This is a genomic window from Niallia tiangongensis (assembly GCF_044704065.1).
Taxonomy (GTDB): domain Bacteria; phylum Bacillota; class Bacilli; order Bacillales; family Cytobacillaceae; genus Niallia; species Niallia tiangongensis.
On record NZ_CP162613.1, the window covers coordinates 4,811,913 to 4,834,229 of the forward strand.

Sequence of the window (22,317 nt, forward strand, 5' to 3'; positions counted from 1 at the left end):
AAACACGCATCTATTGAATATCTAACAATTGACGAATTTGTTTTTTGACTTTCCCTTTGGAACTGTCATCCTTCAGGATATCCTTTGGAAAATATAGCTTGTGATCCGTTCTTCTTTTTCCAGAAATACTATCGACTATTTCAGATTCTCTGGAAAGCTCTCTTATTTCTCCGTTTTTCATCAAAAGATGGATTGGTAACCGTTCTTCTTCCTCACCTGGCCTGTAAAAATCATATGGAAGATCGGAGGAGGAATCTACAACCAAATAATACTCTGGATCTAATCCTGCTTTTTGAAATAACCTAGATAGTTCCTGAAGCTTCTTATATTCGTTCGCTGGATCAAACTCTACGTATTTAAAAAGATTCCTATTCATAAATCTACGGCAAAGGTCCTTCAAAATGGCATCATCTTCTTCTTGCCACATTTGAAAATAATAGAGAATAATAGCCTCATCCAATTTCAAGTAGTCTTCTAAGGATGTCTCTTCTTCAAAGAGTGAGTAAAAATGAATTGGGTGATATTTAAAGGCGTAGAACTGCTCGTGTAAGTATTTCGCTCTGTGTAGAATCTTCGTAAGAATTACTTCCGCACTTCTTGTTACTGGGTGGAAATATACCTGCCAGTACATTTGATAACGGCTCATAATATAATCTTCTACTGCGTGCATTCCACTTTTCTTAATAACAGCCTGATCTTCACGGGGACGCATCACACGCAAAATTCGCTCCATATCAAAATTCCCGTAGCTAACCCCTGTAAAATAGGCATCCCTTAGTAAATAATCCATGCGATCTGCATCAATTTGACTGGAGATTAAACTGACTACTAGTTTTTCCTTTGAGGTTTTTGCAATTATTTCGGCAACCTTTTTCGGAAAATCCTTCTCTACTTTCGTTAAAACCTTATTTACTTCTGTCTTCCCCAGAATAATCCTACGTGTAAATTCTTCGTGATCAAGATCAAACACTTTTTCAAACGAATGAGAAAAAGGTCCATGTCCTAAATCATGCAAGAGGGCAGCACATAAAGAAAGCAATCTTTGGTTATTATTCCATTCTTCTCTGCCTTCAAAGACATCGTCAATAATTCTTCTAACAATTTCATATACTCCTAGAGAGTGATTAAATCTACTGTGTTCCGCACCATGGAAAGTAAGGTATGTTGTGCCCAGCTGTTTAATTCTTCGCAGCCGCTGAAACTCTTTTGTTCCTATTAGATCCCATATTACTCGATCGCGCACATGTATATAGCGATGCACTGGATCTTTAAATACTTTCTCTTCATTTAGCTTATCCGTCGAATATGGCATCTTTCTTCACTCTCTTTCGTTCTATTGACTATTTTTTATTCATTCTAGTAATTTAGAGTACACTCCATATTCTAAAGATAGAAAAAGAGGGTTCCGTGTAAGCATTTTAAAAAGGAAAAAATAATTTTTTCTCGATAAAATAACTCTCTAGTGGAAGCTCCTCTGGTTTTACAAAGACTAAATTTTCATTGTTGTTCATTCGAAGATTTAAAATAATGGCTCTTTTCGTAATGTTTGTTGGTAACCCGCAGACTGAATACACTTCGCTTTCCATGGGGCGAGCGCCAAGCCGCTTCACAGCTCACGCTCCTGCAGGGTCTCGGACTTTCTCGCAGCTCCCACAGGAGTCGAGCGGTCACCTCTCCAAACCAACATATTTTCGCTTTCAAAGCTTAAAATCCTAGTTGAATTTAGATTAAACATACTTTTTCAGTGTCCTTCTCGCTAATCCCACAGGAGTATACGTGTATTCAGTCTGCTCCGTATTACTTAAAATTTTTTCAATTGAAAACAGCCAAAATAATAGACTGGTTTCTATTATTTTTTTAACTTCGCATTGATTTTATCCATTAACTCTTCTTCTGTTAATGCAGCTAGTGGACGATTATTGACAAAAGCAAATGTTTTTTTGCGACCAGGACCGCAATAAGATTGACAGCCTATATCAATTTTTGCATCTGGATCTATTTGCTTTAAACGTGGTATTAACGTTTTTAAATTTACTGCCTGACAATCGTCGCAAACACGAAATTCGTTTGCCATTTGGACAACCCTTTCTATAAATGCTCTCCAATAAAGTTATCGACAATCCTATCGACAACATTCTCACTCATTACTATATGGTATTTTACCCCTTCTGAACTAGCAATGCAAGATGCAAAAGATTGTAAAACAGTGACGAATTATCAACAAAAACCGTACGTTTCCCATGACTATTAAAGCTTATTTTTTCATACAAAAATTAAAACCATTTCAATTCTCTATATTAATTAGGTAATATACGTTATAATTTTCTCTTGAATATAGGGAGGTCATGAAATGAACAAAAGTAGAATATTAGTAATGTGCAGCATTGTTCTTGCAATGCTTATTGCCTCTATTGATACGACCATAATGAACACAACCATGCCTATTATTGCAGATGAGCTTGGCGGTACGGAATTATACGCCTGGGCTTTTGCTGCTTATATGATAGCAAGTACCATTCTTTCGCCAATTGCCGGCAGACTTTCTGATCTTTTTGGACGAAAAAAACTGTTTGCTTTTGGCATTATTGTCTTTCTGATCGGCTCTCTCTTATGCGGAATCGCAGCAACTATGCCTCAACTAGTCATTTTCAGAGCACTGCAAGGGATGGGAGCTGGATTTATGATGCCATTTCCCGCTATCATTGCTGGAGACCTTTTTTCTATTGAAAAAAGAGGGAAAATCCAGGCATTGTTTACTGGCATGTGGGCATTATCTGCGGTATTAGCTCCTACACTTGGTTCTCTTTTTGTAGAGTTTATGAGTTGGAGATGGATTTTTTATATTAATTTACCAGTATGTATTATTGCCCTACTAACTTTGATTCCATATAAAGAAGTCTATCAGCCAAAAAAGGCACAGGTAGATTATATCGGAGCAGCACTATTTGGAATCGGAATAACTTGTGTGTTATTAGTTACCGTGCTAGAAAGTTATCTTTATATTTTCGCTATAGTTGGTATCCTTCTATTAATCACATTTTATTTCTTTGAAAAAAGACAGCCTTCACCAATTGTTCCATTATCCATTTTTAAAAATAAAACCATCACCTGGATTTTTCTTAATGGGTTCGTTGGAACATTGGCTTTGTTTGGAACATCAAGCTATATTCCTTTATTCCTGCAAAATCAGGCTGGACTCTCTGTGCTATGGAGCGGCGTTTCTCTCCTTGGTATGTCTGTTGGGTGGATGGCTATGTCCGTTCCAGCTGGTAAATGGATATTAAAATATGGCTATCGCATTCTATTAATAATCGGAAATACATTACTTTTGCTTTCAGGAATTTTATTAGTATTATTAAATGAGTCAAACGGCTTTTGGTACGTATTTATCCTTATGGTTGTTCAAGGACTAGCATTTGGTCTGCTAAGCACTGTCGGAATAATTGGTGCTCAAGCACTAGTTGGAAATCACGAAAAGGGTGTTTCCACCTCATTCTTTATGTTTTGTCGAAACATGGGAACGGCGATTGGTGTTACTATTATGGGTTCCTTATTAAATAGTGGTACAACCTTTATGGAGGGCATTCACCATCTCTTCCTTTTTGGATTTATTGTAAGTATATTTGCTTTTCTCTCTGCATTCTTCATTCAAAATGGAGGAGCTTTAGTAGAAAAACGTGCATAAGTATTTTATTAATATCTGTATCGAACAGTTGGCTTGATGGCCGACTGTTTTTTTTTATCCTCTTTATTTGTATTTTTCCTAAACTATAAAAAAATCTACTATCCTTGTATTTCTTTTGTATAAACAAATACGTTTCTGGAAAAGATGGAACTAGAAAGATTTATTTATCGTGATTAAGTTGGGAGTTGAGTTAGAAATGAAAGTTAGACAAGACGCATGGTCGGAAGAAAATGATCTTTTATTAGCAGAAACTGTTTTAAGACATGTTAGAGAAGGAAGCACTCAGTTAAACGCCTTTGAAGAAGTTGGGGATAAATTAAATAGAACGTCAGCAGCATGTGGATTCCGCTGGAACGCAGTCGTTCGTCACCAGTATGAAAAGGCGCTTCAGCTTGCTAAAAAGCAGCGAAAGCAACGGCAACGTATGTTAGGAAAAGATCAAGGTGGCAAGAAGAAACTATTATATTCACCACCAGTTCCAACAGTGGATGATCTTGAAGCTCTTACCGTTTCCACAAGTTTGGAAATGGGCTCTATGGAAGTGGAAATGGATGTTATGGATACCTTCTTTACATCAGAAACATTAGATACAAATGTTACTAGTCCACAAGAAGACGAGCTTGTAAACTATCAATCAGAAGAAGAACCAGAAGAGGAAGCACAGCCAGTACCAGTATATGACGCAAAAAAAGCACCTGCCTATCCATCAGTAAACCATAGTCATGCTGGTACACTAAATTTTGACACTGTTCTTTCCTACTTACAAAATTTCCGAAATGCCACAATACAGCTGGAAATCCTAAAAAGTGAGAACGAAAGATTAAAACGAGAAATGGCAACAATCAAAAGCCGGAACAAAGAATTAGAAGAGAAACTACATCAAATCGAAAATAACTCAGAAACAATGCAAGAAGATTACGAAACACTCATGAAAATCATGAACAGAGCCCGAAAACTCGTAGTACTAGAAGAAGACGAGCGCCCAACCAAATTTAAAATGGACAGAAACGGAAACCTCGAAAAAGTCGCAGAGTGAGTATAAAGCGGAAAGGGACCGTTTAGCGGCGTGTGGGGTGGAGCGACATTTCCTGAGATATAGGAAACACGGTGAACGCTAGTGAACCGATGTTGACTTATCGTAGGGAAATGGCGGGAAGCCCATCAGCCGCTGGTCCCTTGGAGCTGGATTGAGTATAAAGCGGAGGCGCCTTGCTTATCAGCGTACAAACTGGAGGGCTTCGACTGAGATAAAGGAAACACGGCGAACGTTAGTGAGTCGATGTTGACTTATCGTAGGGAGGAGACCGAAGTTTGCTAGCTGATAGGCGCCGGAGCTGGATTGAGCATAAAGCGGAAAGGGACCGTTTAGCGGCGTGTGGGGTGGAGCGACATTTCCTGAGATATAGGAAACACGGTGAACGCTAGTGAACCGATGTTGACTTATCGTAGGGAAATGTTGTGAAGCCCATCAGCCGCTGGTCCCTTGGAGCTGGATTGAGTATAAAGCGGAGGCGCCTTGCTTATCAGCGTACAAACTGGAGGGCTTCGACTGAGATAAAGGAAACACGGCGAACGTTAGTGAGTCGATGTTGACTTATCGTAGGGAGGAGACCGAAGTTTGCTAGCTGATAGGCGCCGGAGCTGGATTGAGCATAAAGCGGAAAGGGACCGTTTAGCGGCGTGTGGGGTGGAGCGACATTTCCTGAGATATAGGAAACACGGTGAACGCTAGTGAACCGATGTTGACTTATCGTAGGGAAATGTTGTGAAGCCCATCAGCCGCTGGTCCCTTGGAGCTGGATTGAGTATAAAGCGGAGGCGCCTGGTCATCAGCGTACAAACTGGAGGGCTTCGACTGAGATAAAGGAAACACGGCGAACCTTAGTGAGTCGATGTTGACTTATCGTAGGGAGGAGACCGAAGTTTGCTAGCTGATAGGCGCCGGAGCTGGATTGAGTATAAAGCGGAATGGGACCGGGTAAAAAAAAGAGAGAAAATTAGGAGTTGGCAACACATTCACGATTATAAATAGAGGATAAGGAAAGGGATTTTCTTTTACTAAAATTCCCTTCCTTATCCTCTTTTTGGTTTTAGCGGAATGCCTGCATGATTTTCTCGTTTCTTTCCACAACCCGATTATAATAGGATTCAAATTGCGAAAGCTCTTCTCCCTGTAATTGATCTGCAAATAAAAATTCTGCATGATCTTTTAAAGCGAGTAGTAATTTAGTCATCACTTGATCGACTGTTAAAGATACTCCTAACAATTCTGCTAAAGATGCCATTACCTCAGGGTTTATTTCTGGATATTCAAACTTTGTCGTCTCTCCTTTTAGACCAGAAGAGTAGAATTGTTTGATGATTTCCGCTCTTTCCTGTCCACTTCCATTTACACAAAGATAAATTTGAACAGCAACTCCACTTCTTAAGCGTCTTTGAGAAATTCCCGCAAACTTTTTCCCATCTATGCTTAAGTCATAGCTTCCTGGACAATAGGAACCAACAATTTCCCTTGCTTCTATGCGTTTGCCATAATCCTGAAACATATATTTAATCAATTCGAACATCGTTTCATAGCCACTGTTAATATCAATTCGTTTCTCCTGCTCTGGAAGAATAAGAGATATGTTTAACACCTCTTTATCTAAAACGACAGCTAGACCACCTGAATTACGAACAATATATTGATAGCCCTGTTCTTTTAAAAATGCTAACGCATCTTTTAAATGAGGCAGCCTCGTATCCTGTATTCCTAATACAATCGTCCGATCATGTACCCAAGTTCTTGCCGTAGCAGGTACTATCCCGCTTCCAACAGAAGAACATAAAGTATCATCCATTCCGAAAGAATGCAGCGCTGATACATGTAAACCTGTTGTGGACTGATCAATGAGTCTCCACTTATCTTGTTTTAACAAACTAGTATTGCCGACCATCACTTAGCTCCTTCTGTTTTAACAACCATCTATTCTATTTTTAAAAGATATTGTATTCTTTATTCATTCACAATGATTTATTATAACGAAATTGGAGCTATTTCAAAAGCTATCTTCTCTTTTTTGTAGGCAATTTTCGCATACCTTCATATTTTTTGAAGAAAACATAAAACAGCTTCTTTCGCTCCAACAACAAAAGGGGCTGTTATTATTCATTGTTAATTTTCTTGTTGGGATGAGAATTCATAGGCGGAGAATTTCCGGCTAATGTATACAGAGGGAGCCTAAGTAGCAGATATAAGCGGAGATATTCCGAATAACTGCTCTAAATAAGACAAAATTCAACGATTTGGATACTATAAACGGAAAAACCTCCTTTATTTTTAAGGAAATATGGACATTTCCCAATTTAAACGGAATTATACCGTTTATTTTTCAAACACAATAAAATCAACATTCCGTTATAACAGAGCTTAATAAAAAGATTAATCTGTGACTAGGTTACCCATACTTTATATATAAAAGCATTGTTTACGGCTATTTTTTCGGTATGAACAACAAAATGAGGAACGGATCCTAAGAAAAAAGAAAGAGCATAAGCTATTTTATAATCAGGCGTTATATATCCATCAATAGTTCTTCCATAGATTTCATTAGCTATTGAATCTGCCCACACTTCTGATTCCCATGATGTATCAAAAACAACGTCTTCCCTTTTCCATCTTATTTCCATAAATTTTATAACCCCCTTAATCAATTTCCTTATGAATCTCTTAGTGATGGGTAATGTTTATTTTGTATTTTAGATATCAATAATTCTCCAATAGCTTCTTAGCAGTTAGATACCAATTAACTATATCAGCTTTTTAAAAGCATAGTTACTACCCTTTATTGATTATTCTTTTTAAAATTTTGTAAAGCACCTTCTGTATGAGCGGGATAGGGTGAGGGATAGATGTCGGTAGATTCCTTAACATAGCATAACTCAAAAAGGACGCCTCCCTAGCTTAAGGAGACGCCCTTTTTTTAAAAATTACTTTGTTAAGCTTTGACCTGCTGTGATTAATGCTAATTTATAAACATCTTCTTCGTTACATCCACGAGAAAGGTCGTTTACAGGAGCATTTAATCCTTGAAGGATTGGACCAACTGCTTCAAAATTACCTAGTCTTTGTGCAATTTTATAGCCAATATTTCCAGCTTCTAAGCTTGGGAATACAAATACGTTTGCATCACCTTGAATTGGAGAATCAGGAGCTTTTTGTTTTGCAACAGATGGAACAAATGCAGCATCAAATTGGAATTCACCATCAATTACTAATAATGGATCTCTTAATTTTGCTTCTGCTAATGCACCTTCTACTTTTTCTGTTTCTGGTGATTTTGCAGATCCTTTTGTGGAGAAGCTTAACATTGCAACACGTGGATCAATGTCAAACATTTTTGCTGTTTTCGCACTTTCCACAGCGATTTCTGCAAGATCTTGGCTATCTGGAGTAATGTTAATTGCACAATCGGCAAATACATATTTCTCGTCTTCACGAACCATGATGAATACACCAGATGTCTTTTTTACACCTTGTTTTGTCTTAATGATTTGTAAAGCTGGACGAACAGTATCAGCTGTTGAATGAATCGCACCACTTACTAAACCATCTGCTTGGTTAGCATATACAAGCATTGTTCCAAAATAGTTTTCATCTAAAAGGATTTTACGAGCATCTTCTTCTGTTACTTTTCCTTTACGTCTTTCTACAAAAGAAGCAACAAGTGCATCAAATTGAGCATATTTCTTTGGATCGTAAATTTCAGCGTTTTCTAAAGAAACGCCAAGATTGTTTGCTTTTGCTTGAACTTCTTCTATGTCTCCAATTAAAACAGGAATTAAAATTTTATCTTCTGCTAAACGACCAGCAGCTTTTAAAATTCTTTCATCTAATGCTTCTGGAAAAACGATTTTCACGTTTTGGCCAGTTACTTTTTCTTTTAAACTTGTAAATAAATCACTCATTACATTTCTTCCTCCTTTTTATGTACACTTAATAGGATACTCTACCATGATAAAATTTCAAGGAATATTCCTTACTTTCTTCTATTTTTGTCCCTAAAAAACACGATTGGTTCACATTCCTATTACTTGGGAGATGAAAGTTAATATGGATGAAATGCTTCCTTTATACAATCTGATATTTCCCTATATTTATCTTCCTTATACTTTTTTGTGCTATTTCAAACTTCTTTTTATAGCAGTCACAATTTGTTCACAATTATCTCAAGGTTTATTCCGTTTGTAACTGGAGAAACTATGATATAGTTATTTTGTATTTAAGGTTTAAATAAGGAGTGAACATATAAATGAGTGAAGCGGCAAAAACGTTGGATGGCTGGTATTGTCTTCATGACTTCCGAACTGTAGATTGGACAACCTGGAAAATGTTGCCTAGTGAAGAAAGACAGGCAGCAATCAACGAATTTCTAGGACTATTGGAAAAATGGAACGTTGTTCAAGAAAATAATAGCGGCAGCCATGCCCTATATACGATTGTTGGACAAAAAGCAGACTTCATGATGATGATTCTGCGCCCAACTATGGAAGAATTACAGCAACTAGAAACAGAATTCAACAAAACTAAATTAGCTGAATTTACTATTCCAGCTCATTCCTATGTGTCTGTTGTGGAATTAAGCAATTATCTACCATCTGATTCTGATAAAGACCCCTATGAAAATCCATATGTGAAATCAAGATTATATCCAATCCTTCCGACATCCAATTATGTATGCTTCTATCCAATGGATAAGCGTCGCCAAGGAGAAGACAACTGGTATATGCTTCCTATGGAAAACCGTAAAGACTTGATGCGTAGCCATGGGATGATTGGTAGACAATATGCGGGGAAAGTAAAACAGATTATTACAGGATCTGTTGGCTTTGATGATTACGAATGGGGAGTAACGCTATTCTCTGATGATGTTCTTCAATTCAAAAAATTAGTATATGAAATGCGTTTTGATGAAGTGAGTGCTCGTTATGGTGAATTCGGCTCCTTCTTTGTAGGAACCATTCTTAAACAAGAGGGAATCACAGAATATCTACATGTAACTGAATAAAATAGAGTCGTTCTCTAAAAGAGTCTAACCGTCGTATCGATTTATAATTACTGCGGAGCAGAAGCTTATTAGAGAACGCTCTTTTTTTATCGCCTATAGATTTCTTAAAGTTCATTTGATTATGTCCCACATAGATTATTTTTCCCTCAGCACTAGTCATTCCCTCTTTCTATCAACTTATAACCTGCAGCTTCTAATGGCATTAGATTTTCCCACATAGTTCTTTATTGTAGACTCTTCTATTTAAATTGTATCTACTTGTCATAACTTATTCTTTTTCCTCATAGGATGAAATAGTGAGCGATGACCTATGAATGATATAACATTCACCGTCTACTTCTTATTTCTAAATTTTATGGTCAACTTCGAAATGACGGAAGTATGTTGTGAAGATTGGATAGAAGAATATGGAGGGATGAAAATGAGTCAGTCTAATTATGGGAACTATGGTTATCCACAAGGATACGGGGCATATCCCGGACAAATTCCTACCTATGGAAATCAGCAAATGTATCAGCAGCAAGCACCAATACAACAAGGAGTACCTACACCCACACCAAGTACAACACCTACTACACTGCCAGGACAGCTGCCAATTGAAGCATCTTATATCGAGAATATTTTACGCCTTAACAAAGGGAAAATTGCGACTGTATATGCAACATTCGAAAACAACAAAGATTGGAATTCAAAAATCTTTAAAGGCATTATTGAAGCAGCAGGGCGAGACCATCTAATCTTAAGCGATCCACAAACTGGAACTCGCTATTTAATTCCAATGCTATATATTGATTACGTTACGTTTGATGAAGAAATTGAGTATGAATATCCGTATGGAGTTGCAGCACCAAATCTAACTACATACCCACCTAGATAATCCAAAACGCCTACTGCTTTAAAACTTTTAAAATTATGAGACTGGGACATAAGCATTTCAACTAACAACAAACACGAACTATAATGTAATTAAATTACACTATAGTTCGTGTTTGTTTTTTAGAATAAGGTTTAAAAACGAAGTGAAATGGAGCGGAGGACGCTCGACTCCTGCGGGAAATAGAGACGCTTTAGACCCCGCAGCGCAGTGAGGAGGCTCAGCTTCCTCCCCTGCGCATCGAGCGTCTGTAGCGCAATGGAACGACTTAGTTTTTACACTTAACTATATTAAAAAACATAGATAACCATCATGAGAAAGTAGCTATATTTAAGAGCTAAATTAAAGATTGTTCGTCTTTAAAGACTAGTTATTTAGTTTTGTCCCAGTCTCTTTTTTGTTTTACAATACTTTCAGCTTATAAAAAATCCCTTTTTTATCGTTATACAATCTATTCAGCTATTTTATCCTTCACCAAAAAATAAGCTGTTATCCATGCAGTAATAGGAATGACAAGTGTAACACCAGTTCCTGCACTAAGTATCGTGATCATTTCTGCACTGAATATTTTTGAATTGATAATTTCTCCTATTGAGTAAGACAAATCTTTAAACCAAATTAGCAATGCAATGTAGCCTCCAAAGAATGCGAAAAACAACGTATTTGTGCTTGTTCCTAAAATGTCTTTACCAATGCTTAATCCAGCCTTGTATAATTCGCCTTTACTAATATGTGGATTGTGAAAATGGATTTCGCGCATTGGCGATGAAATAGCCATGGCTGTGTCTGTAATCGCACCAATTGTACTCATGATAATTACAGAAGTTCCAATTTTAATAAAATCTACACCGATATTAAGGGAGAACATACTAAGTTCCTCTAATTCTTCGACCCCAAATCCCTGAATCATTGCTTTATTTGACAAGTAGAGAATAAACACGAGTAGAAGAATAATCGTAATCATGGTTGAAAGGAATGCTGTTTTTGTTTTGATATTCACTCCATTAATATAAAATAGGTTGATACAGCTAATTACTATACTGGCAAATAAGGTTAAGATAATCGGATTTATGTTTGGGTTAGTCATGAAAACCGTAATAATAATAACCACACTGAAGTTAAAGAATAACGCGAAAAACGAACTTACTCCCTTTTGTCCACCTATAATGCTCATTAAGATAAATAAAATAATACCTAGCACTACTAATACATTCATTCGCTTGCCCGCTTTCTGTTAACGAAAAAAATAGTTATATATAAACCTATCGGAATCGTTAACACAATTCCTATACCGCCAGCTAACGCTCGTGCCAATTCTAATGATAGGTTCATGGAGAGAGTAAAACCTAATGGCGAGGTATTTTTAAAGTAAAGGATAAGCATTGGTATTGTTCCACTTATATAGGCAAAGAGCAAAATATTCGTCATGGTTCCCATTATGTCTTTTCCAATTTCTCTTCCTGATGTTATTAGAGCTTTAACCGATATATTGTTATTCTTTTCATATAATCCAAATATGGAAGAAGACATCGTAATAGCTACGTCCATAACAGCACCGAGCGATCCAAGGAATAATCCTGCAAGAAAAACCAATTTATAAGGACGCGTGATAAATTGCAGCTCCTCATAGCGAAGACCTTTTTCTGAAGTTAGCCATAAAACTAAATAAGTAATGGCTAAAGAAAGAAACGTACCTAATAAGGTTGCTATAATCGCTGCATATGTTTTTTCATTTCGTCCGCTTACGAGTATAAGAGAAATAATCGTAAATATAATAACACTGATACTACAAATTATTAGGAGGCTTTTCTCTGAATTGTTTACATAAACATCCAATGCAATGGATAATATAATGGCGTTAATGACCAAACTAAACAGAGAAAACAGCCCTTGTTTTTTACCTACAAATAGCAAGGAAAAAATAAAAACCCACGTAATCATCAACAAATATTTATCCCTTTTTACATCGTGAACACTTCCTTTGAGATAGCCATTCTCTCCTAGCTTGGAATCAATATGAACAAATAACTCGTTTCCAACATGAAATTCGTCATTATTTGCCTTGGAGGAAGTAAATTCATTCATTAGATATATTTGTTTCCCTTTTTCCTCTCCGTTTTTTATTTCTCCAATAATCTGCTGCGTAAATAAATAATCTTTATTATTAAAATGATCCTTTATTTCGGTTTGGTCTAGAAGTTCCGCTTTTACTACTTTCACTATTGGCCTTTCATAAAAGGAGTAGTTGTTATGAACAAAAATAATAGAGCCTATAAAGGTAAGTAAAACGACACTAAAAAAGCATTTCATCTTTTTGCTCATTTCTGTTAATGTTTTCATCATTTGATTCAAGAGCAGCCTCCTACTAAAAATTTCGTTTCTTCTTTCAAGAGTAAGAAAAAAAGGATAGGTAAGAACATATTATCTTCTGCTCACCTATCCTTTATTATATAATCCTATTACATCCACTTCCACGCAGCGATAATAACTAATAGCCACGCGGTCAAAAATGCTACGCCGCCTATTGGTGTAATAGCTCCTAGTACTTTAATTTGGGTAACTGCCAATATGTATAGGCTTCCTGCAAATAGAATAATGCCAATAAACATTAGCCACCCTGCCCAGTTTAACAAGCTGCTTGCTGGAAACTTCCCTAAGAGCAAGCCAATTAGTATTAAGCCTGTACTATGGAACATTTGATATGTTACTCCCGTTTTCCATGTTTCCAAGTATTTATCTGGAATTTTACCTTCTAGACCATGGGCACCAAAGGCTCCTAAACCAACGGACAATAATGCATTGATGGCTCCAATAATGATAAAAGTTTTCATTTTTGTCTCCTTTTTTCTTGCAGATTATTGGTATCATATGTATGAAATTGATTGTATGATGAAGGAATAACATTTCTCAAGCTATTGTCTAAAAAGGTATTCCTTCATTTACAAAAACTATCCTATGTCAACAACCCATAACTGAAGTCACGAGGGTTCTCGGCTAAAGCCTAAAAATCAAATAAAGAATCGCCATTTCCTTCATCCATCTTTATTTTATTTGTTTGTGTCTGTATCGGTTGTTGTTTTGGAATGGTTAATGGTGCTTGCATAGCTTGGAAGGATGGCTTTTGCACAGGGTGCTGGTAGGTTATGCTTTCTTTCCCCTCTTGTTCAAGTACTAATTCGCATAAGGATTTAATAGCATAAACTCTTTCCCTTATTCTTGCATCCGAATCGCTTGTCTTTGCTTCTAGTAACTGATCCTCTATTTTAGCAAGTAATTGCTGTACAGATATATTCATTTCATCCCTCCTTTTGCCTGGAAACGAAGGCACTCTTGTCCAGATGCTCTCTTTACTTCAACGGAAGGCATCGTTCTTCCTTTAAATTGAAACGCCTTACATCCTTTAGGGAACTGACTATCCCATGTTACATAGTAGAACTTACATTTATAACAATTTACCTTATTCTTTTCCATTCCATACCCTTTCTTAATCCCTTAAAGAAAAACACAAGCAGAGGCTGGGACAAAAGTATCCCAGCTTAAAATAAACCAGAAAACGAAGTAGCCAACAAAAATCCGCGTACTTTCTTTGTTTGGGCTTTTTTAGCGTGTTCCAGAAAGCTAGTGCTATAATCCACAGCCTATATATTTCCTTTATTATATTATTGTTTTTCTAAAAAATCATCTATGCACCAATTAATAGGAGTCTTCCCTCTATTTTCAAGCATTCTATTAATGGTAGAAAACGGCCGGCTTCCTAAAAACCCTCGATGGGCAGAAAGGGGACTTGGATGTGTTGATAAGATAATGCCATGCTTTTCTTGGTTGATGAGAGCAAGTTTTTTTTGAGCTGGATTACCCCATAACACGAAAATGACTGGCTCCTCTCTCTCATTCAACATGTGTATCACTTGATCTGTAAATTCTTCCCACCCTTTTCCACGATGAGAATTAGCTTGACCTGCGCGAACCGTTAAAACTGTATTTAGCAATAGTACCCCTTGCTCAGCCCAGCTTTTTAAATAACCATGATTTGGAATTGGACAGCCCAAATCATGATGTAGCTCCTTATAAATATTTTTTAAGGATGGCGGTATTTTCACTTCTGGCTTAACAGAAAAGCTTAATCCATGTGCCTGATTTGGACCGTGATAAGGATCCTGTCCTAAAATGACTACTTTCACCTTTTCATAAGGTGTGTATGATAAACTATTAAAGATGTCTTCCTTTTTTGGATAAATAGTGAATTCACTATATTCCTTTTCTAAGAATGCTTCTAATTGGATAAAGTTATCCTTTTGGCGCTCCATTTCTAATAGCTGTTCCCAGGATGTAGCCATCCCGTCTCCCTCCTTTATTCCCCTTCAAAGCTTACTTGAACAGAATAACCTAGTCTTCCATAGAATTCCTTCAATGTTTTTTCAGCATTTTCCTCTGCTTTCACTAAAATCCCTTGTTCTATTGCCTCTTCCTTCATGATTTCCTTTGCTTCATCCATTAAGCTATAGGCTTCTTCCCATTTTACGTCTCCTCTAAAAATACCAGAAACAGAATAAGTCTCGACTTCATCAAAATTAATAGAAGGATTTTGTAGAAAATCTGCTTTTGGCAATAGAATGCGGATACTTTTCTCTTCTTCGTCAATTTCAAGTTGATTTTCTGTAATGGTAGATAGATCTACTCCCGCTGTCAGTGTACCAGGCACAACCAATAATATTTTTCGCTTTGTTCCTGGGATATTTGTCTCAATTTCTTTTCCAAAAATCTCATTATCTTCTTTTTCTAAAATTGTTTTCACAAAGGCTTGAGAGGTGGCTAATGTCGATAAATCCTTCATCTGTTCTAAATAGGCTCCTGTTTTTACAACTGGCTCTTTCGGAAAAGCAACTTTCCAGAGCCCAACAATTCCGACTATTAAAAGTACAATTAAAACACTTAAAAATAGCATGATTTTTTTATTTAGCCGATTCTTTACTCTATATAAACCAAATTTGGGAAAACGAATCCCCCTTCTGTTATTTATCTCCATTGTTGCACTTGCTTGTTCCTTTTCCCCCGCTCTTAGTTCTCGATTAATTTGTTCTTTTTCTCTTTTGCTTACCATTCGACCCCTCCTGTTTTCTATTATTCTCTTCTTTTATTATATAAGGAAATTTGTCGATTGTGGGGATATTTGTCTATTTACAATTTCCCAAATATCGAAAGATGAAAATATTACCAACAGATTAGGTGTTTCATCTTGTTTATAGAAGGCTATATAAAAAACATAGATAAATTCCACTATAATAGGAGGCTATCACTATGTATAAAGTTGAAGTAGTAGAAAATGGTGTACAAGCAAGCAATATTATTCATGCGTTAGAAAACCAAGGCTATAAAAAGGATAATATTTATATTTTCGCACATGATAAAGACCGCTCAGAAGATTTATCAAATGCGACGGAAACAGGAAATGTATCCATGAAGGAACAAGGATTACTTGATTCCATCAGCAATGTTTTCCGAAAAAGAGGCGACGAATTGCGTTCTAAAATGCAATCAGTCGGATTAACCGAAGCAGAAGCATCTAAATACGAGGAAGTTTTAGATACAGGTAAACTAGTTATTGTTGGTTCGCTCGAACAACTCCAACAATAAGAAAAATCCCGCGTTGCATTTCCAACGCGGGATTTTTCTATCTAACCGAGTAATTGATCGTATAGCGTTTTTGCATATACCATATCATTTGTCTCATGTATCAGCGCTCTTCCATCTCGGAAAAACACAACCCTGTTGCTTTCTAGCTGAACGGACAGTAGAAATGGATTTTGTTTCACTGCATATCCTTTCTTTTGAAAACTTTCTGCAAGTTGTTGAAAAGGGATGGCTTTTGGATTAGAAGGACGAATCTGCACGGTTTCTCTTCCACATAGCACAGCTACCTTTGTTTGATTTTCTTTTTCCAGAAAAGGATAGGTCCGATTTTCTCCACATGTAGGACAATCTGCTCTCTTTGCACGACTAACCTTTATGTTTTGGTATTCATTTTCCCATAAATCAAAGGTCAAAAAAGTTCCACGTAATGCATTCTTGTCCCCGATTAACAGCTTTAGTGCTTCGGTTACCTGATGGGAAACCACTAGTTGAACGGCTGGGGCAATGATTCCTACAGTATCACAAGTCATTCCAGTCATAGGCATGGATTTTAATAGGCAATGTAAACAAGGGGTCTCACTTGGTATAATCGTGTAGCTCATTCCTGAACTCCCTACACACGCACCATAAATCCAAGGAATACTATGCTTCACTGCTAGATCATTTAGGATCATTCTTATTTCCATATTATCTGTAGCATCCATTATTAAATCTGCTTTTTTAGCTAGCTGTTCCAATAAATCTACCGTTGCTTCCCCAACAATTCCTTGAACGATGCATTCCTGATTAATTTCCTTTAATCTTCTTTCAGCAGCAATAGCTTTCGGCATTCGTTCCCTCGCATCGTCTTCTGTATACAATTGCTGTCGCTGTAGATTGCTTTTTTCTACATAATCTCTATCTATAATGGTAAGACTCCCAACCCCACTTCTACATAGCATCTCTGCAAGAGACGAACCTAAAGCTCCTGCCCCGATTATTAATACATGCTTTTCTCCTATTACTTTCTGTCCTTCCGCTCCAATAGAGGTGAATAACATCTGGCGGGAATACCTACTTTGCTCCACTTCTCTCTTCTCCTTCCTTCAGCCCCCACTAACAGGTGGAATAAATGCTACTGTATCGTTTCCCTTAACCATATCCTCGTCCAGTGCAAACTCTTCGTTAACTGCTACCATTACTCCTTGAAGAGAAAGAGTGGGATAAGTATTTAATAAATGCTCCTTAATTTGAGCTATCGTCTGTTGCTTCTCTTCTATCATTAACATTTCACTACCTATCGTCTCTCTCACACCCGCAAAAAAAAGCAATGTAATCAATGTAAATCCTCCTCACTCGGCTTACCATTTACATACATTTTGGTCCCTTTTTGATTTCCAATCCACTCTTCTCCAGTTTCCCAATGCTCTTTTTTCCAAATAGGAACGATCTCCTTTATCCTCTCTATTGCATATTGATTTGCTTCATAGGCATCCTTTCGATGAGGCGTTGAAACCGCAATGACTACTGCAACATCACTGATTTCCAGCTTCCCAACTCGATGAGAAATCGCCATTTCAATATCGTCCCACTTTTCCTTGACCTCATCGCCGATTTGTTCCAGTTTTTTCATTGCCATTGGAATATATGCTTCATATGTTAAATATAGTGTTTTTTTTCCTACCGTCATTTCCCTTACTGTGCCAATAAAAGTAGTCACAGCACCCGCATTTCTTCTTATTACTTTATCAATAACATTTTGTATATTAATTGGATGATCTATTATTTCAAAACTCATATAGATTCCTTTCTCCCTGCGTACTTTTTCTTTTGTCCTATTCATAACCGTAAAGAATATATATAGATTACCACAAATGTAGACAGAATTCTCTTACTATTCCCATCTATTACACGACTTTACGTGAGTGGTATGCAAAAAGGTTCTATAAACCAAACTAGGAAGGAAGACGGAAAAGTTGTATCCTTATTTAAAATGGTCTACAATTATTCAATCAAACAAAATTATTTTTCGCTGAAAAAACGTCAATTACATAGGAGGCATAACAAATGAAGAAAGTATTAACTTTAGCAGGTTCTGACACAAGCGGTGGTGCAGGTATTCAAGCAGACTTAAAAACATTTCAAGAACTAGGTGTTTATGGAATGACTGCCTTAACAACGATTGTTACAATGGATCCAAAGAATCATTGGCACCATAATGTTTTCCCGCAGGATATCAATACAGTTAACGCTCAATTAGAAACCGTATTATCTGTTGGAATCGATGCTATGAAAACAGGCATGCTTGGATCTGTCGAAATCATTGAAGCTGCCGCAAAGCTAATCGATGAGAATGATATTAAAAATGTGGTTATCGATCCAGTTATGATTTGTAAGGGAGAAGATGAAGTACTTCATCCAGAGACAGCAGATGCCCTTCGTGAATTACTTGTACCAAGAGCAACTGTCGTAACACCTAACCTTTTCGAAGCTTGGCAGCTTGCTAAAACAGATAAACCAATTAAAACAGTGGAAGATTTGAAAGAAGCTGCTGTAAAAATCCATGAACTTGGACCAAAATATGTTCTAATTAAAGGCGGCAGCAAATTAGGCCATGAGAAAGCAATCGATCTTCTATATGATGGAAAAGAATTTACGATTTTAGAAAGCGAACTAATTGATACTACGTATACCCATGGGGCAGGCTGCACAAACTCTGCGGCTATTACTGCTGAACTAGCGAAAGGTGCTTCAGTAGAAGAAGCTGTTCAAACTGCAAAAGACTTTATTACTGCAGCTATCCGCAATGGCTTTAAATTAAATGAGTACGTGGGACCAACTATGCACGGAGCATATCGTAATGAAAAAGAAAAACTTAGCGTGAAGTAAAAGCCTCTAAAACAGTGGTTTTATGGCATATCTCCTTTTAAACATATGAATCATTGTTATTAAAAACGAGAGCATGCCTAACCATTTTTTTGTCCGATCAATAAAGTGAAACTTCCATCGGTGGGGGGCCTTCATCCCCCACTGATGGTTAGTTGAACCAATCAGACCTTTACGGACAGTTAATTTTCCACCTATCTTCCTCGTATTCTCATACAAGAGGTGAGAATCTAACTGTCCGTTAAGAGTTGGATAAACTAGTAAAAAGGAGGGATACTCTTTGGAATTTGTACAAATCGAAAAAGTACAAGAAGTAATCGATCGTTTAAGCGAAAAAGAAATATATATTCACCTAGAAACGACTAATGGCGCCTATGCAAATCATAATGATGAAACCTTCTTTAACTCCGGTGCTTATATCCGTAATGCAAAGCTATCCTATGAATATGGCAAGATTACAGGAAACGGCCCTTATCGAGTTGGCTTAAAAACCGCTATTGGCTGGATTTATGCGGAAGGTATTACCCATTATGAAGTGGATGACATAAATAGATTGTTATTAGCAGGTCTAGATTTTACTGGAAAATTGGCAGTAGCACTGGAAATAAGTGAAACACCCTTTGAATAATAAATAGAACGTATTTTATTTTATTTTTACCATTCCATGAAAGGAGGATTTTATATGGAGACAGAAAGACAGGTATTAGTTATTTTCCCCCATCCAGACGATGAAGCATTCGGTGTATCCGGAACAATTTCTAAATTTATACACGAAGGAGTACCAGTTACTTATGCTTGCTTAACACTAGGTCAAATGGGAAGAAATTTAGGAAATCCACCATTTGCCACAAGAGAATCCTTGCCAGAAATTCGCAAAAATGAGTTACAGGAAGCTGCCCGAGCAATGGGATTAGAGGATCTTCGTATGCTAGGGTATCGAGATAAAACGATCGAATTCCTAAAGGAGGAAGTTCTAGTCAATGAATTTACCGCGTTACTAGATGAATTAGAGCCTTCTTTAGTCATTACCTTCTATCCAGGTTATTCTGTTCACCCGGATCATGATGCTACAGGGGCAGCTGTTGTAAAAGCAATTGAAAATAGAGAAGCTTCTAAACGACCAACGCTTTATTGTGTAGCCTTTTCCAAAAACTGTGAGGAAGACCTAGGACAACCGGATATTGATATCAATGTTCAAAATTTTGCAGAGCAGAAGGTCGCAACAATCGCTGCCCATCTTTCCCAAACGCAACAATATGCAGCCACTCTTCAAGAAGGGCTAAATAATCAAGAGCCTGATGTTTTAACTCGATTATATACGGAGAGATATTGGACCTATAAATTTTGATTTTTAGAGAACGATAAAAGCAAGCACGGAAAATGATTCTGTGCTTGCTTTATTTTTCCCTATTTTCTAACTGCGGTTCATTGTTATGCCTTTAACCATGCATTAGCAAGCAATAAAGCTCCTTTTGCTGCTTCTGTATGAGCTAATGCATGGAGCATCACAAAGTCATGAATGATTCCGCCAAAGCGAGCAGCTGTTACATCTACTCCTGCCTCACGAAGCTTATTGGCATAGGCTTCCCCTTCATCTCTTAATACATCTGCTTCTGCTGTAATAATTAGAGCCTTTGGCAAACCACTTAATTGCTCTTTTGTTGCTCGTAAAGGAGAAGCTGTAATTTCCGCTCTTTCTTCTTCGTTTGGAGTATATTGATCCCAGAACCACTCCATGCCATCTCTTCTTAAAAAGAAACCTTCTGCAAATTGCTTATATGAACCTGTTTCAAACGATGCATCTGTAACAGGGTAGAATAGTAATTGTTTTTGGATAGCAGGACCCTTACGTTCTTTTGCCATTAATGTAATCGCTGCAGACATATTTCCTCCGACACTATCACCTGCTACAGAAATATTATTTGTATCCAAGCAATAGTCCGCTCCTTTTTCTGCAATCCATTCCAATACAGTATATACTTCTTCCATTGCGATTGGATATCTAGCTTCAGGAGAAAGGCTGTAATTTGTAAATACAACAGCTGCATTCGACCCCACCGCTAGTTCACGAATTAAACGATCATGTGTATGGTCATTTCCAAATACCCAACCTGCACCGTGTGTATATAAAATAACAGGTAGTTTAGTTATAGATGTATGTTCTGGACGAACAATTTTAATAGAAACTTGATTTGTTGGCCCACCTTTAATTAACAATTCCTTTACTTCCACAGGTAATTTATCTATCTCTCCAGATTGTACTTCATCTACCGCTACTCTTCCTTGTTCTGGAGCCAAGTCGAATAAGTATGGAGGGTTAGCCGTATCTTCTGTAAACTTTTTAGCTGCTGGTTCTAATATAATTTGATTATTGTTTTTCATGGTTATTCGCCCCTTATCATTTACAAAATTAAATTGCACACAACTTAAATAGCTAAAATTTTTTACTCCTATTCGCTATATAATTTCTTCGCATTAGCATAGTGAGTAACAATATTATAACTTATACTTTATATTTAAAAATTAAATTGTGCACAACTTAATTTTATATTACTCATTTTCTTTCTCTAAGTCAACCTATTTTTTCAAATAAAATAGCTGAATCAAAAAGTCTTTCTAACAACCTTTTGCCTCAGCTCTTCACGCTACTACAAACTTTCTGCTACTCCTTCTAGCACTTCTTTTGCATTTTGCACATGATCACTATCTTCTGATTTCACCATTTTTACGAGGAAGTTTCTCATTAGTCGCATTTTAAGACCCTTAACATGAACGGTTCCTTCAAACTCTACTTGGGTACCTTCAGGAATCTCTGAAAAACGATAAGCATAGTCAATAGTTAATCCGTTCGAGCTACTTCGTCGTGTAAACCTTACATTTTTTTCATAAGATAAATATTCTATTTCTGCATAGACCTTATTACCCCGTACATTTCTTATTTCTTTATATTTTGTGCCAACCCCTATCGGTTCATCCGTCTTTTTCTCTATTGATTCCACTTTATTCATATATTCTGGAGCATTTGCCATATCTGCAAAATATGCAAACACTTCTTCAATGGGCTCACAAATAATCACACTCGCATTAAAATCAGCCATTTTTCCACCTCAATAGGATCTCTCTTTTTTAATTTAATTATTTCTATTATAGCGAATACATATGGAATTGAATAATTGATTTCAAAAGTTCGATGGAATGTAAGCAGACATTTATTA

Annotated in this window: 26 protein-coding genes; 8 read left to right on the plus strand and 18 right to left on the minus strand. The window is 36.9% G+C overall.

What is annotated here, in order from left to right; all coding sequences use genetic code 11:
- Positions 1-10: 10 nt before the first annotated feature.
- The 3 genes from AB3U99_RS22755 to AB3U99_RS22765 all read right to left on the minus strand — a co-directional run bounded on the left by AB3U99_RS22755 (position 11) and on the right by AB3U99_RS22765 (position 2,074).
- Positions 11-1,312 carry an HD domain-containing protein gene (locus AB3U99_RS22755; RefSeq protein ID WP_400244114.1) on the minus strand — a complete coding sequence of 434 codons (1,302 nt, stop codon included), beginning with the start codon at positions 1,310-1,312 and terminating at the stop codon, positions 11-13.
- A gap of 106 nt (positions 1,313-1,418) precedes the next feature.
- Complete coding sequence (locus AB3U99_RS22760) at positions 1,419-1,610, minus strand: hypothetical protein (protein WP_400244116.1); 192 nt, start codon at positions 1,608-1,610, stop codon at positions 1,419-1,421.
- 239 nt (positions 1,611-1,849) lie between these two features.
- A complete protein-coding gene (locus AB3U99_RS22765) occupies positions 1,850-2,074 on the minus strand; it encodes a DUF1450 domain-containing protein (protein ID WP_095329532.1) in 225 nt (74 codons plus the stop codon).
- A 276-nt stretch (positions 2,075-2,350) separates the two neighbouring features.
- Between AB3U99_RS22765 and AB3U99_RS22770 the strand changes: the two genes are divergently transcribed.
- The gene (locus tag AB3U99_RS22770; RefSeq protein ID WP_400244119.1) at positions 2,351-3,685 is read left to right on the plus strand and encodes an MFS transporter; all 1,335 of its coding nucleotides are present in this window, start codon (positions 2,351-2,353) and stop codon (positions 3,683-3,685) included.
- A 196-nt stretch (positions 3,686-3,881) separates the two neighbouring features.
- The gene (locus AB3U99_RS22775) at positions 3,882-4,721 is read left to right on the plus strand and encodes an RsfA family transcriptional regulator (protein WP_400244121.1); all 840 of its coding nucleotides are present in this window, start codon (positions 3,882-3,884) and stop codon (positions 4,719-4,721) included.
- Positions 4,722-5,775: 1,054 nt separating this feature from the next.
- Here AB3U99_RS22775 and AB3U99_RS22780 read toward each other — a convergent pair.
- The 3 genes from AB3U99_RS22780 to pta all read right to left on the minus strand — a co-directional run bounded on the left by AB3U99_RS22780 (position 5,776) and on the right by pta (position 8,632).
- Complete coding sequence (locus AB3U99_RS22780; protein ID WP_400244123.1) at positions 5,776-6,621, minus strand: biotin/lipoate A/B protein ligase family protein; 846 nt, start codon at positions 6,619-6,621, stop codon at positions 5,776-5,778.
- A 496-nt stretch (positions 6,622-7,117) separates the two neighbouring features.
- The gene (locus AB3U99_RS22785; RefSeq protein ID WP_400248159.1) at positions 7,118-7,348 is read right to left on the minus strand and encodes a hypothetical protein; all 231 of its coding nucleotides are present in this window, start codon (positions 7,346-7,348) and stop codon (positions 7,118-7,120) included.
- Positions 7,349-7,654: 306 nt separating this feature from the next.
- Positions 7,655-8,632 (minus strand): phosphate acetyltransferase, encoded by a 978-nt coding sequence (pta, locus tag AB3U99_RS22790; RefSeq protein ID WP_400244125.1) that lies wholly within the window; start codon positions 8,630-8,632, stop codon positions 7,655-7,657.
- A gap of 344 nt (positions 8,633-8,976) precedes the next feature.
- Here pta and hemQ point away from each other — a divergent pair, with 344 nt between their 5' ends.
- Both hemQ and gerQ read left to right on the plus strand, forming a co-directional pair.
- Positions 8,977-9,732: a hydrogen peroxide-dependent heme synthase gene (gene hemQ / locus AB3U99_RS22795; RefSeq protein WP_400244127.1), complete on the plus strand. Its 756-nt coding sequence runs from the start codon at positions 8,977-8,979 to the stop codon at positions 9,730-9,732.
- A 421-nt stretch (positions 9,733-10,153) separates the two neighbouring features.
- Positions 10,154-10,609, plus strand: coding sequence for a spore coat protein GerQ (gerQ, locus tag AB3U99_RS22800; protein ID WP_400244128.1), 456 nt, complete (start codon positions 10,154-10,156; stop codon positions 10,607-10,609).
- A 448-nt stretch (positions 10,610-11,057) separates the two neighbouring features.
- On the opposite strand, the gene AB3U99_RS22805 is transcribed toward gerQ, so the two are convergent.
- The 7 genes from AB3U99_RS22805 to AB3U99_RS22835 all read right to left on the minus strand — a co-directional run bounded on the left by AB3U99_RS22805 (position 11,058) and on the right by AB3U99_RS22835 (position 15,707).
- A complete protein-coding gene (locus AB3U99_RS22805) occupies positions 11,058-11,822 on the minus strand; it encodes a YibE/F family protein (protein WP_400244130.1) in 765 nt (254 codons plus the stop codon).
- A complete protein-coding gene (locus AB3U99_RS22810; protein WP_400248161.1) occupies positions 11,819-12,949 on the minus strand; it encodes a YibE/F family protein in 1,131 nt (376 codons plus the stop codon). Before AB3U99_RS22810 ends, AB3U99_RS22805 begins: the two co-directional genes overlap by 4 nt.
- 116 nt (positions 12,950-13,065) lie before the next feature.
- The gene (locus AB3U99_RS22815; protein ID WP_400244132.1) at positions 13,066-13,437 is read right to left on the minus strand and encodes a DUF423 domain-containing protein; all 372 of its coding nucleotides are present in this window, start codon (positions 13,435-13,437) and stop codon (positions 13,066-13,068) included.
- Positions 13,438-13,607: 170 nt separating this feature from the next.
- Entirely contained in the window at positions 13,608-13,901 is a 294-nt protein-coding gene (locus AB3U99_RS22820) for a YwdI family protein (RefSeq protein WP_400244134.1), read from the minus strand.
- Complete coding sequence (locus tag AB3U99_RS22825) at positions 13,898-14,077, minus strand: hypothetical protein (protein ID WP_031540148.1); 180 nt, start codon at positions 14,075-14,077, stop codon at positions 13,898-13,900. Before AB3U99_RS22825 ends, AB3U99_RS22820 begins: the two co-directional genes overlap by 4 nt.
- A 188-nt stretch (positions 14,078-14,265) precedes the next feature.
- A complete protein-coding gene (locus AB3U99_RS22830; protein ID WP_400244136.1) occupies positions 14,266-14,943 on the minus strand; it encodes a uracil-DNA glycosylase in 678 nt (225 codons plus the stop codon).
- Between the two features lie 14 nt (positions 14,944-14,957).
- Positions 14,958-15,707, minus strand: a complete 750-nt coding sequence (locus AB3U99_RS22835; RefSeq protein ID WP_400244138.1) for a DUF4230 domain-containing protein — start codon at positions 15,705-15,707, stop codon at positions 14,958-14,960.
- Between the two features lie 197 nt (positions 15,708-15,904).
- On the opposite strand from AB3U99_RS22835, the gene AB3U99_RS22840 reads away from it, so the two are divergent.
- The gene (locus AB3U99_RS22840; protein ID WP_400244140.1) at positions 15,905-16,240 is read left to right on the plus strand and encodes a general stress protein; all 336 of its coding nucleotides are present in this window, start codon (positions 15,905-15,907) and stop codon (positions 16,238-16,240) included.
- 41 nt (positions 16,241-16,281) lie between these two features.
- On the opposite strand, the gene AB3U99_RS22845 is transcribed toward AB3U99_RS22840, so the two are convergent.
- Genes AB3U99_RS22845 through AB3U99_RS22855 form a run of 3 tightly spaced genes read right to left on the minus strand, consistent with a single transcriptional unit; the run spans position 16,282 to position 18,014 of the window.
- Positions 16,282-17,304 carry a MoeB/ThiF family adenylyltransferase gene (locus AB3U99_RS22845; protein WP_400244142.1) on the minus strand — a complete coding sequence of 341 codons (1,023 nt, stop codon included), beginning with the start codon at positions 17,302-17,304 and terminating at the stop codon, positions 16,282-16,284.
- 18 nt (positions 17,305-17,322) lie between these two features.
- The gene (moaD, locus tag AB3U99_RS22850; protein ID WP_400244144.1) at positions 17,323-17,556 is read right to left on the minus strand and encodes a molybdopterin converting factor subunit 1; all 234 of its coding nucleotides are present in this window, start codon (positions 17,554-17,556) and stop codon (positions 17,323-17,325) included.
- Entirely contained in the window at positions 17,553-18,014 is a 462-nt protein-coding gene (locus tag AB3U99_RS22855; protein WP_400244146.1) for a molybdenum cofactor biosynthesis protein MoaE, read from the minus strand. The genes moaD and AB3U99_RS22855 overlap by 4 nt, the downstream gene beginning before the upstream one ends.
- 269 nt (positions 18,015-18,283) lie before the next feature.
- On the opposite strand from AB3U99_RS22855, the gene pdxK reads away from it, so the two are divergent.
- The 3 genes from pdxK (at position 18,284) to bshB2 (ending at position 20,450) form a co-directional block, all read left to right on the plus strand.
- On the plus strand, positions 18,284-19,105 hold the full coding sequence (gene pdxK / locus AB3U99_RS22860; RefSeq protein WP_400244148.1) for a pyridoxine/pyridoxal/pyridoxamine kinase: 822 nt from the start codon (positions 18,284-18,286) through the stop codon (positions 19,103-19,105).
- Positions 19,106-19,382: 277 nt separating this feature from the next.
- Positions 19,383-19,730, plus strand: a complete 348-nt coding sequence (locus AB3U99_RS22865; RefSeq protein WP_400244149.1) for a YojF family protein — start codon at positions 19,383-19,385, stop codon at positions 19,728-19,730.
- A gap of 54 nt (positions 19,731-19,784) precedes the next feature.
- Entirely contained in the window at positions 19,785-20,450 is a 666-nt protein-coding gene (gene bshB2, locus AB3U99_RS22870) for a bacillithiol biosynthesis deacetylase BshB2 (protein WP_400244151.1), read from the plus strand.
- An 83-nt stretch (positions 20,451-20,533) separates the two neighbouring features.
- Here the strand turns inward: bshB2 and AB3U99_RS22875 are convergent, their stop codons facing one another.
- Entirely contained in the window at positions 20,534-21,484 is a 951-nt protein-coding gene (locus tag AB3U99_RS22875) for an alpha/beta hydrolase (RefSeq protein ID WP_400244153.1), read from the minus strand.
- Between the two features lie 266 nt (positions 21,485-21,750).
- A complete protein-coding gene (locus tag AB3U99_RS22880) occupies positions 21,751-22,200 on the minus strand; it encodes an SRPBCC family protein (protein ID WP_400244156.1) in 450 nt (149 codons plus the stop codon).
- Positions 22,201-22,317: the final 117 nt, after the last annotated feature.

What these genes read in the sequence shown, in the direction of transcription:
- pdxK (WP_400244148.1), top strand. Translation starts at nt 18,284, where the DNA reads ATGAAGAAAGTATTAACTTTAGCAGGTTCTGACACAAGCGGTGGTGCA.
- AB3U99_RS22830 (WP_400244136.1), bottom strand. Translation starts at nt 14,943, where the DNA reads ATGGCTACATCCTGGGAACAGCTATTAGAAATGGAGCGCCAAAAGGAT.
- AB3U99_RS22855 (WP_400244146.1), bottom strand. Translation starts at nt 18,014, where the DNA reads ATGAGTTTTGAAATAATAGATCATCCAATTAATATACAAAATGTTATT.
- AB3U99_RS22810 (WP_400248161.1), bottom strand. Translation starts at nt 12,949, where the DNA reads ATGATGAAAACATTAACAGAAATGAGCAAAAAGATGAAATGCTTTTTT.
- AB3U99_RS22820 (WP_400244134.1), bottom strand. Translation starts at nt 13,901, where the DNA reads ATGAATATATCTGTACAGCAATTACTTGCTAAAATAGAGGATCAGTTA.
- AB3U99_RS22765 (WP_095329532.1), bottom strand. Translation starts at nt 2,074, where the DNA reads ATGGCAAACGAATTTCGTGTTTGCGACGATTGTCAGGCAGTAAATTTA.
- AB3U99_RS22815 (WP_400244132.1), bottom strand. Translation starts at nt 13,437, where the DNA reads ATGAAAACTTTTATCATTATTGGAGCCATCAATGCATTATTGTCCGTT.
- pta (WP_400244125.1), bottom strand. Translation starts at nt 8,632, where the DNA reads ATGAGTGATTTATTTACAAGTTTAAAAGAAAAAGTAACTGGCCAAAAC.
- AB3U99_RS22755 (WP_400244114.1), bottom strand. Translation starts at nt 1,312, where the DNA reads ATGCCATATTCGACGGATAAGCTAAATGAAGAGAAAGTATTTAAAGAT.
- AB3U99_RS22840 (WP_400244140.1), top strand. Translation starts at nt 15,905, where the DNA reads ATGTATAAAGTTGAAGTAGTAGAAAATGGTGTACAAGCAAGCAATATT.
- AB3U99_RS22775 (WP_400244121.1), top strand. Translation starts at nt 3,882, where the DNA reads ATGAAAGTTAGACAAGACGCATGGTCGGAAGAAAATGATCTTTTATTA.
- bshB2 (WP_400244151.1), top strand. Translation starts at nt 19,785, where the DNA reads ATGGAGACAGAAAGACAGGTATTAGTTATTTTCCCCCATCCAGACGAT.
- AB3U99_RS22780 (WP_400244123.1), bottom strand. Translation starts at nt 6,621, where the DNA reads ATGGTCGGCAATACTAGTTTGTTAAAACAAGATAAGTGGAGACTCATT.
- AB3U99_RS22825 (WP_031540148.1), bottom strand. Translation starts at nt 14,077, where the DNA reads ATGGAAAAGAATAAGGTAAATTGTTATAAATGTAAGTTCTACTATGTA.
- AB3U99_RS22805 (WP_400244130.1), bottom strand. Translation starts at nt 11,822, where the DNA reads ATGAATGTATTAGTAGTGCTAGGTATTATTTTATTTATCTTAATGAGC.
- AB3U99_RS22770 (WP_400244119.1), top strand. Translation starts at nt 2,351, where the DNA reads ATGAACAAAAGTAGAATATTAGTAATGTGCAGCATTGTTCTTGCAATG.
- AB3U99_RS22835 (WP_400244138.1), bottom strand. Translation starts at nt 15,707, where the DNA reads ATGGTAAGCAAAAGAGAAAAAGAACAAATTAATCGAGAACTAAGAGCG.
- hemQ (WP_400244127.1), top strand. Translation starts at nt 8,977, where the DNA reads ATGAGTGAAGCGGCAAAAACGTTGGATGGCTGGTATTGTCTTCATGAC.
- AB3U99_RS22875 (WP_400244153.1), bottom strand. Translation starts at nt 21,484, where the DNA reads ATGAAAAACAATAATCAAATTATATTAGAACCAGCAGCTAAAAAGTTT.
- gerQ (WP_400244128.1), top strand. Translation starts at nt 10,154, where the DNA reads ATGAGTCAGTCTAATTATGGGAACTATGGTTATCCACAAGGATACGGG.
- AB3U99_RS22880 (WP_400244156.1), bottom strand. Translation starts at nt 22,200, where the DNA reads ATGGCTGATTTTAATGCGAGTGTGATTATTTGTGAGCCCATTGAAGAA.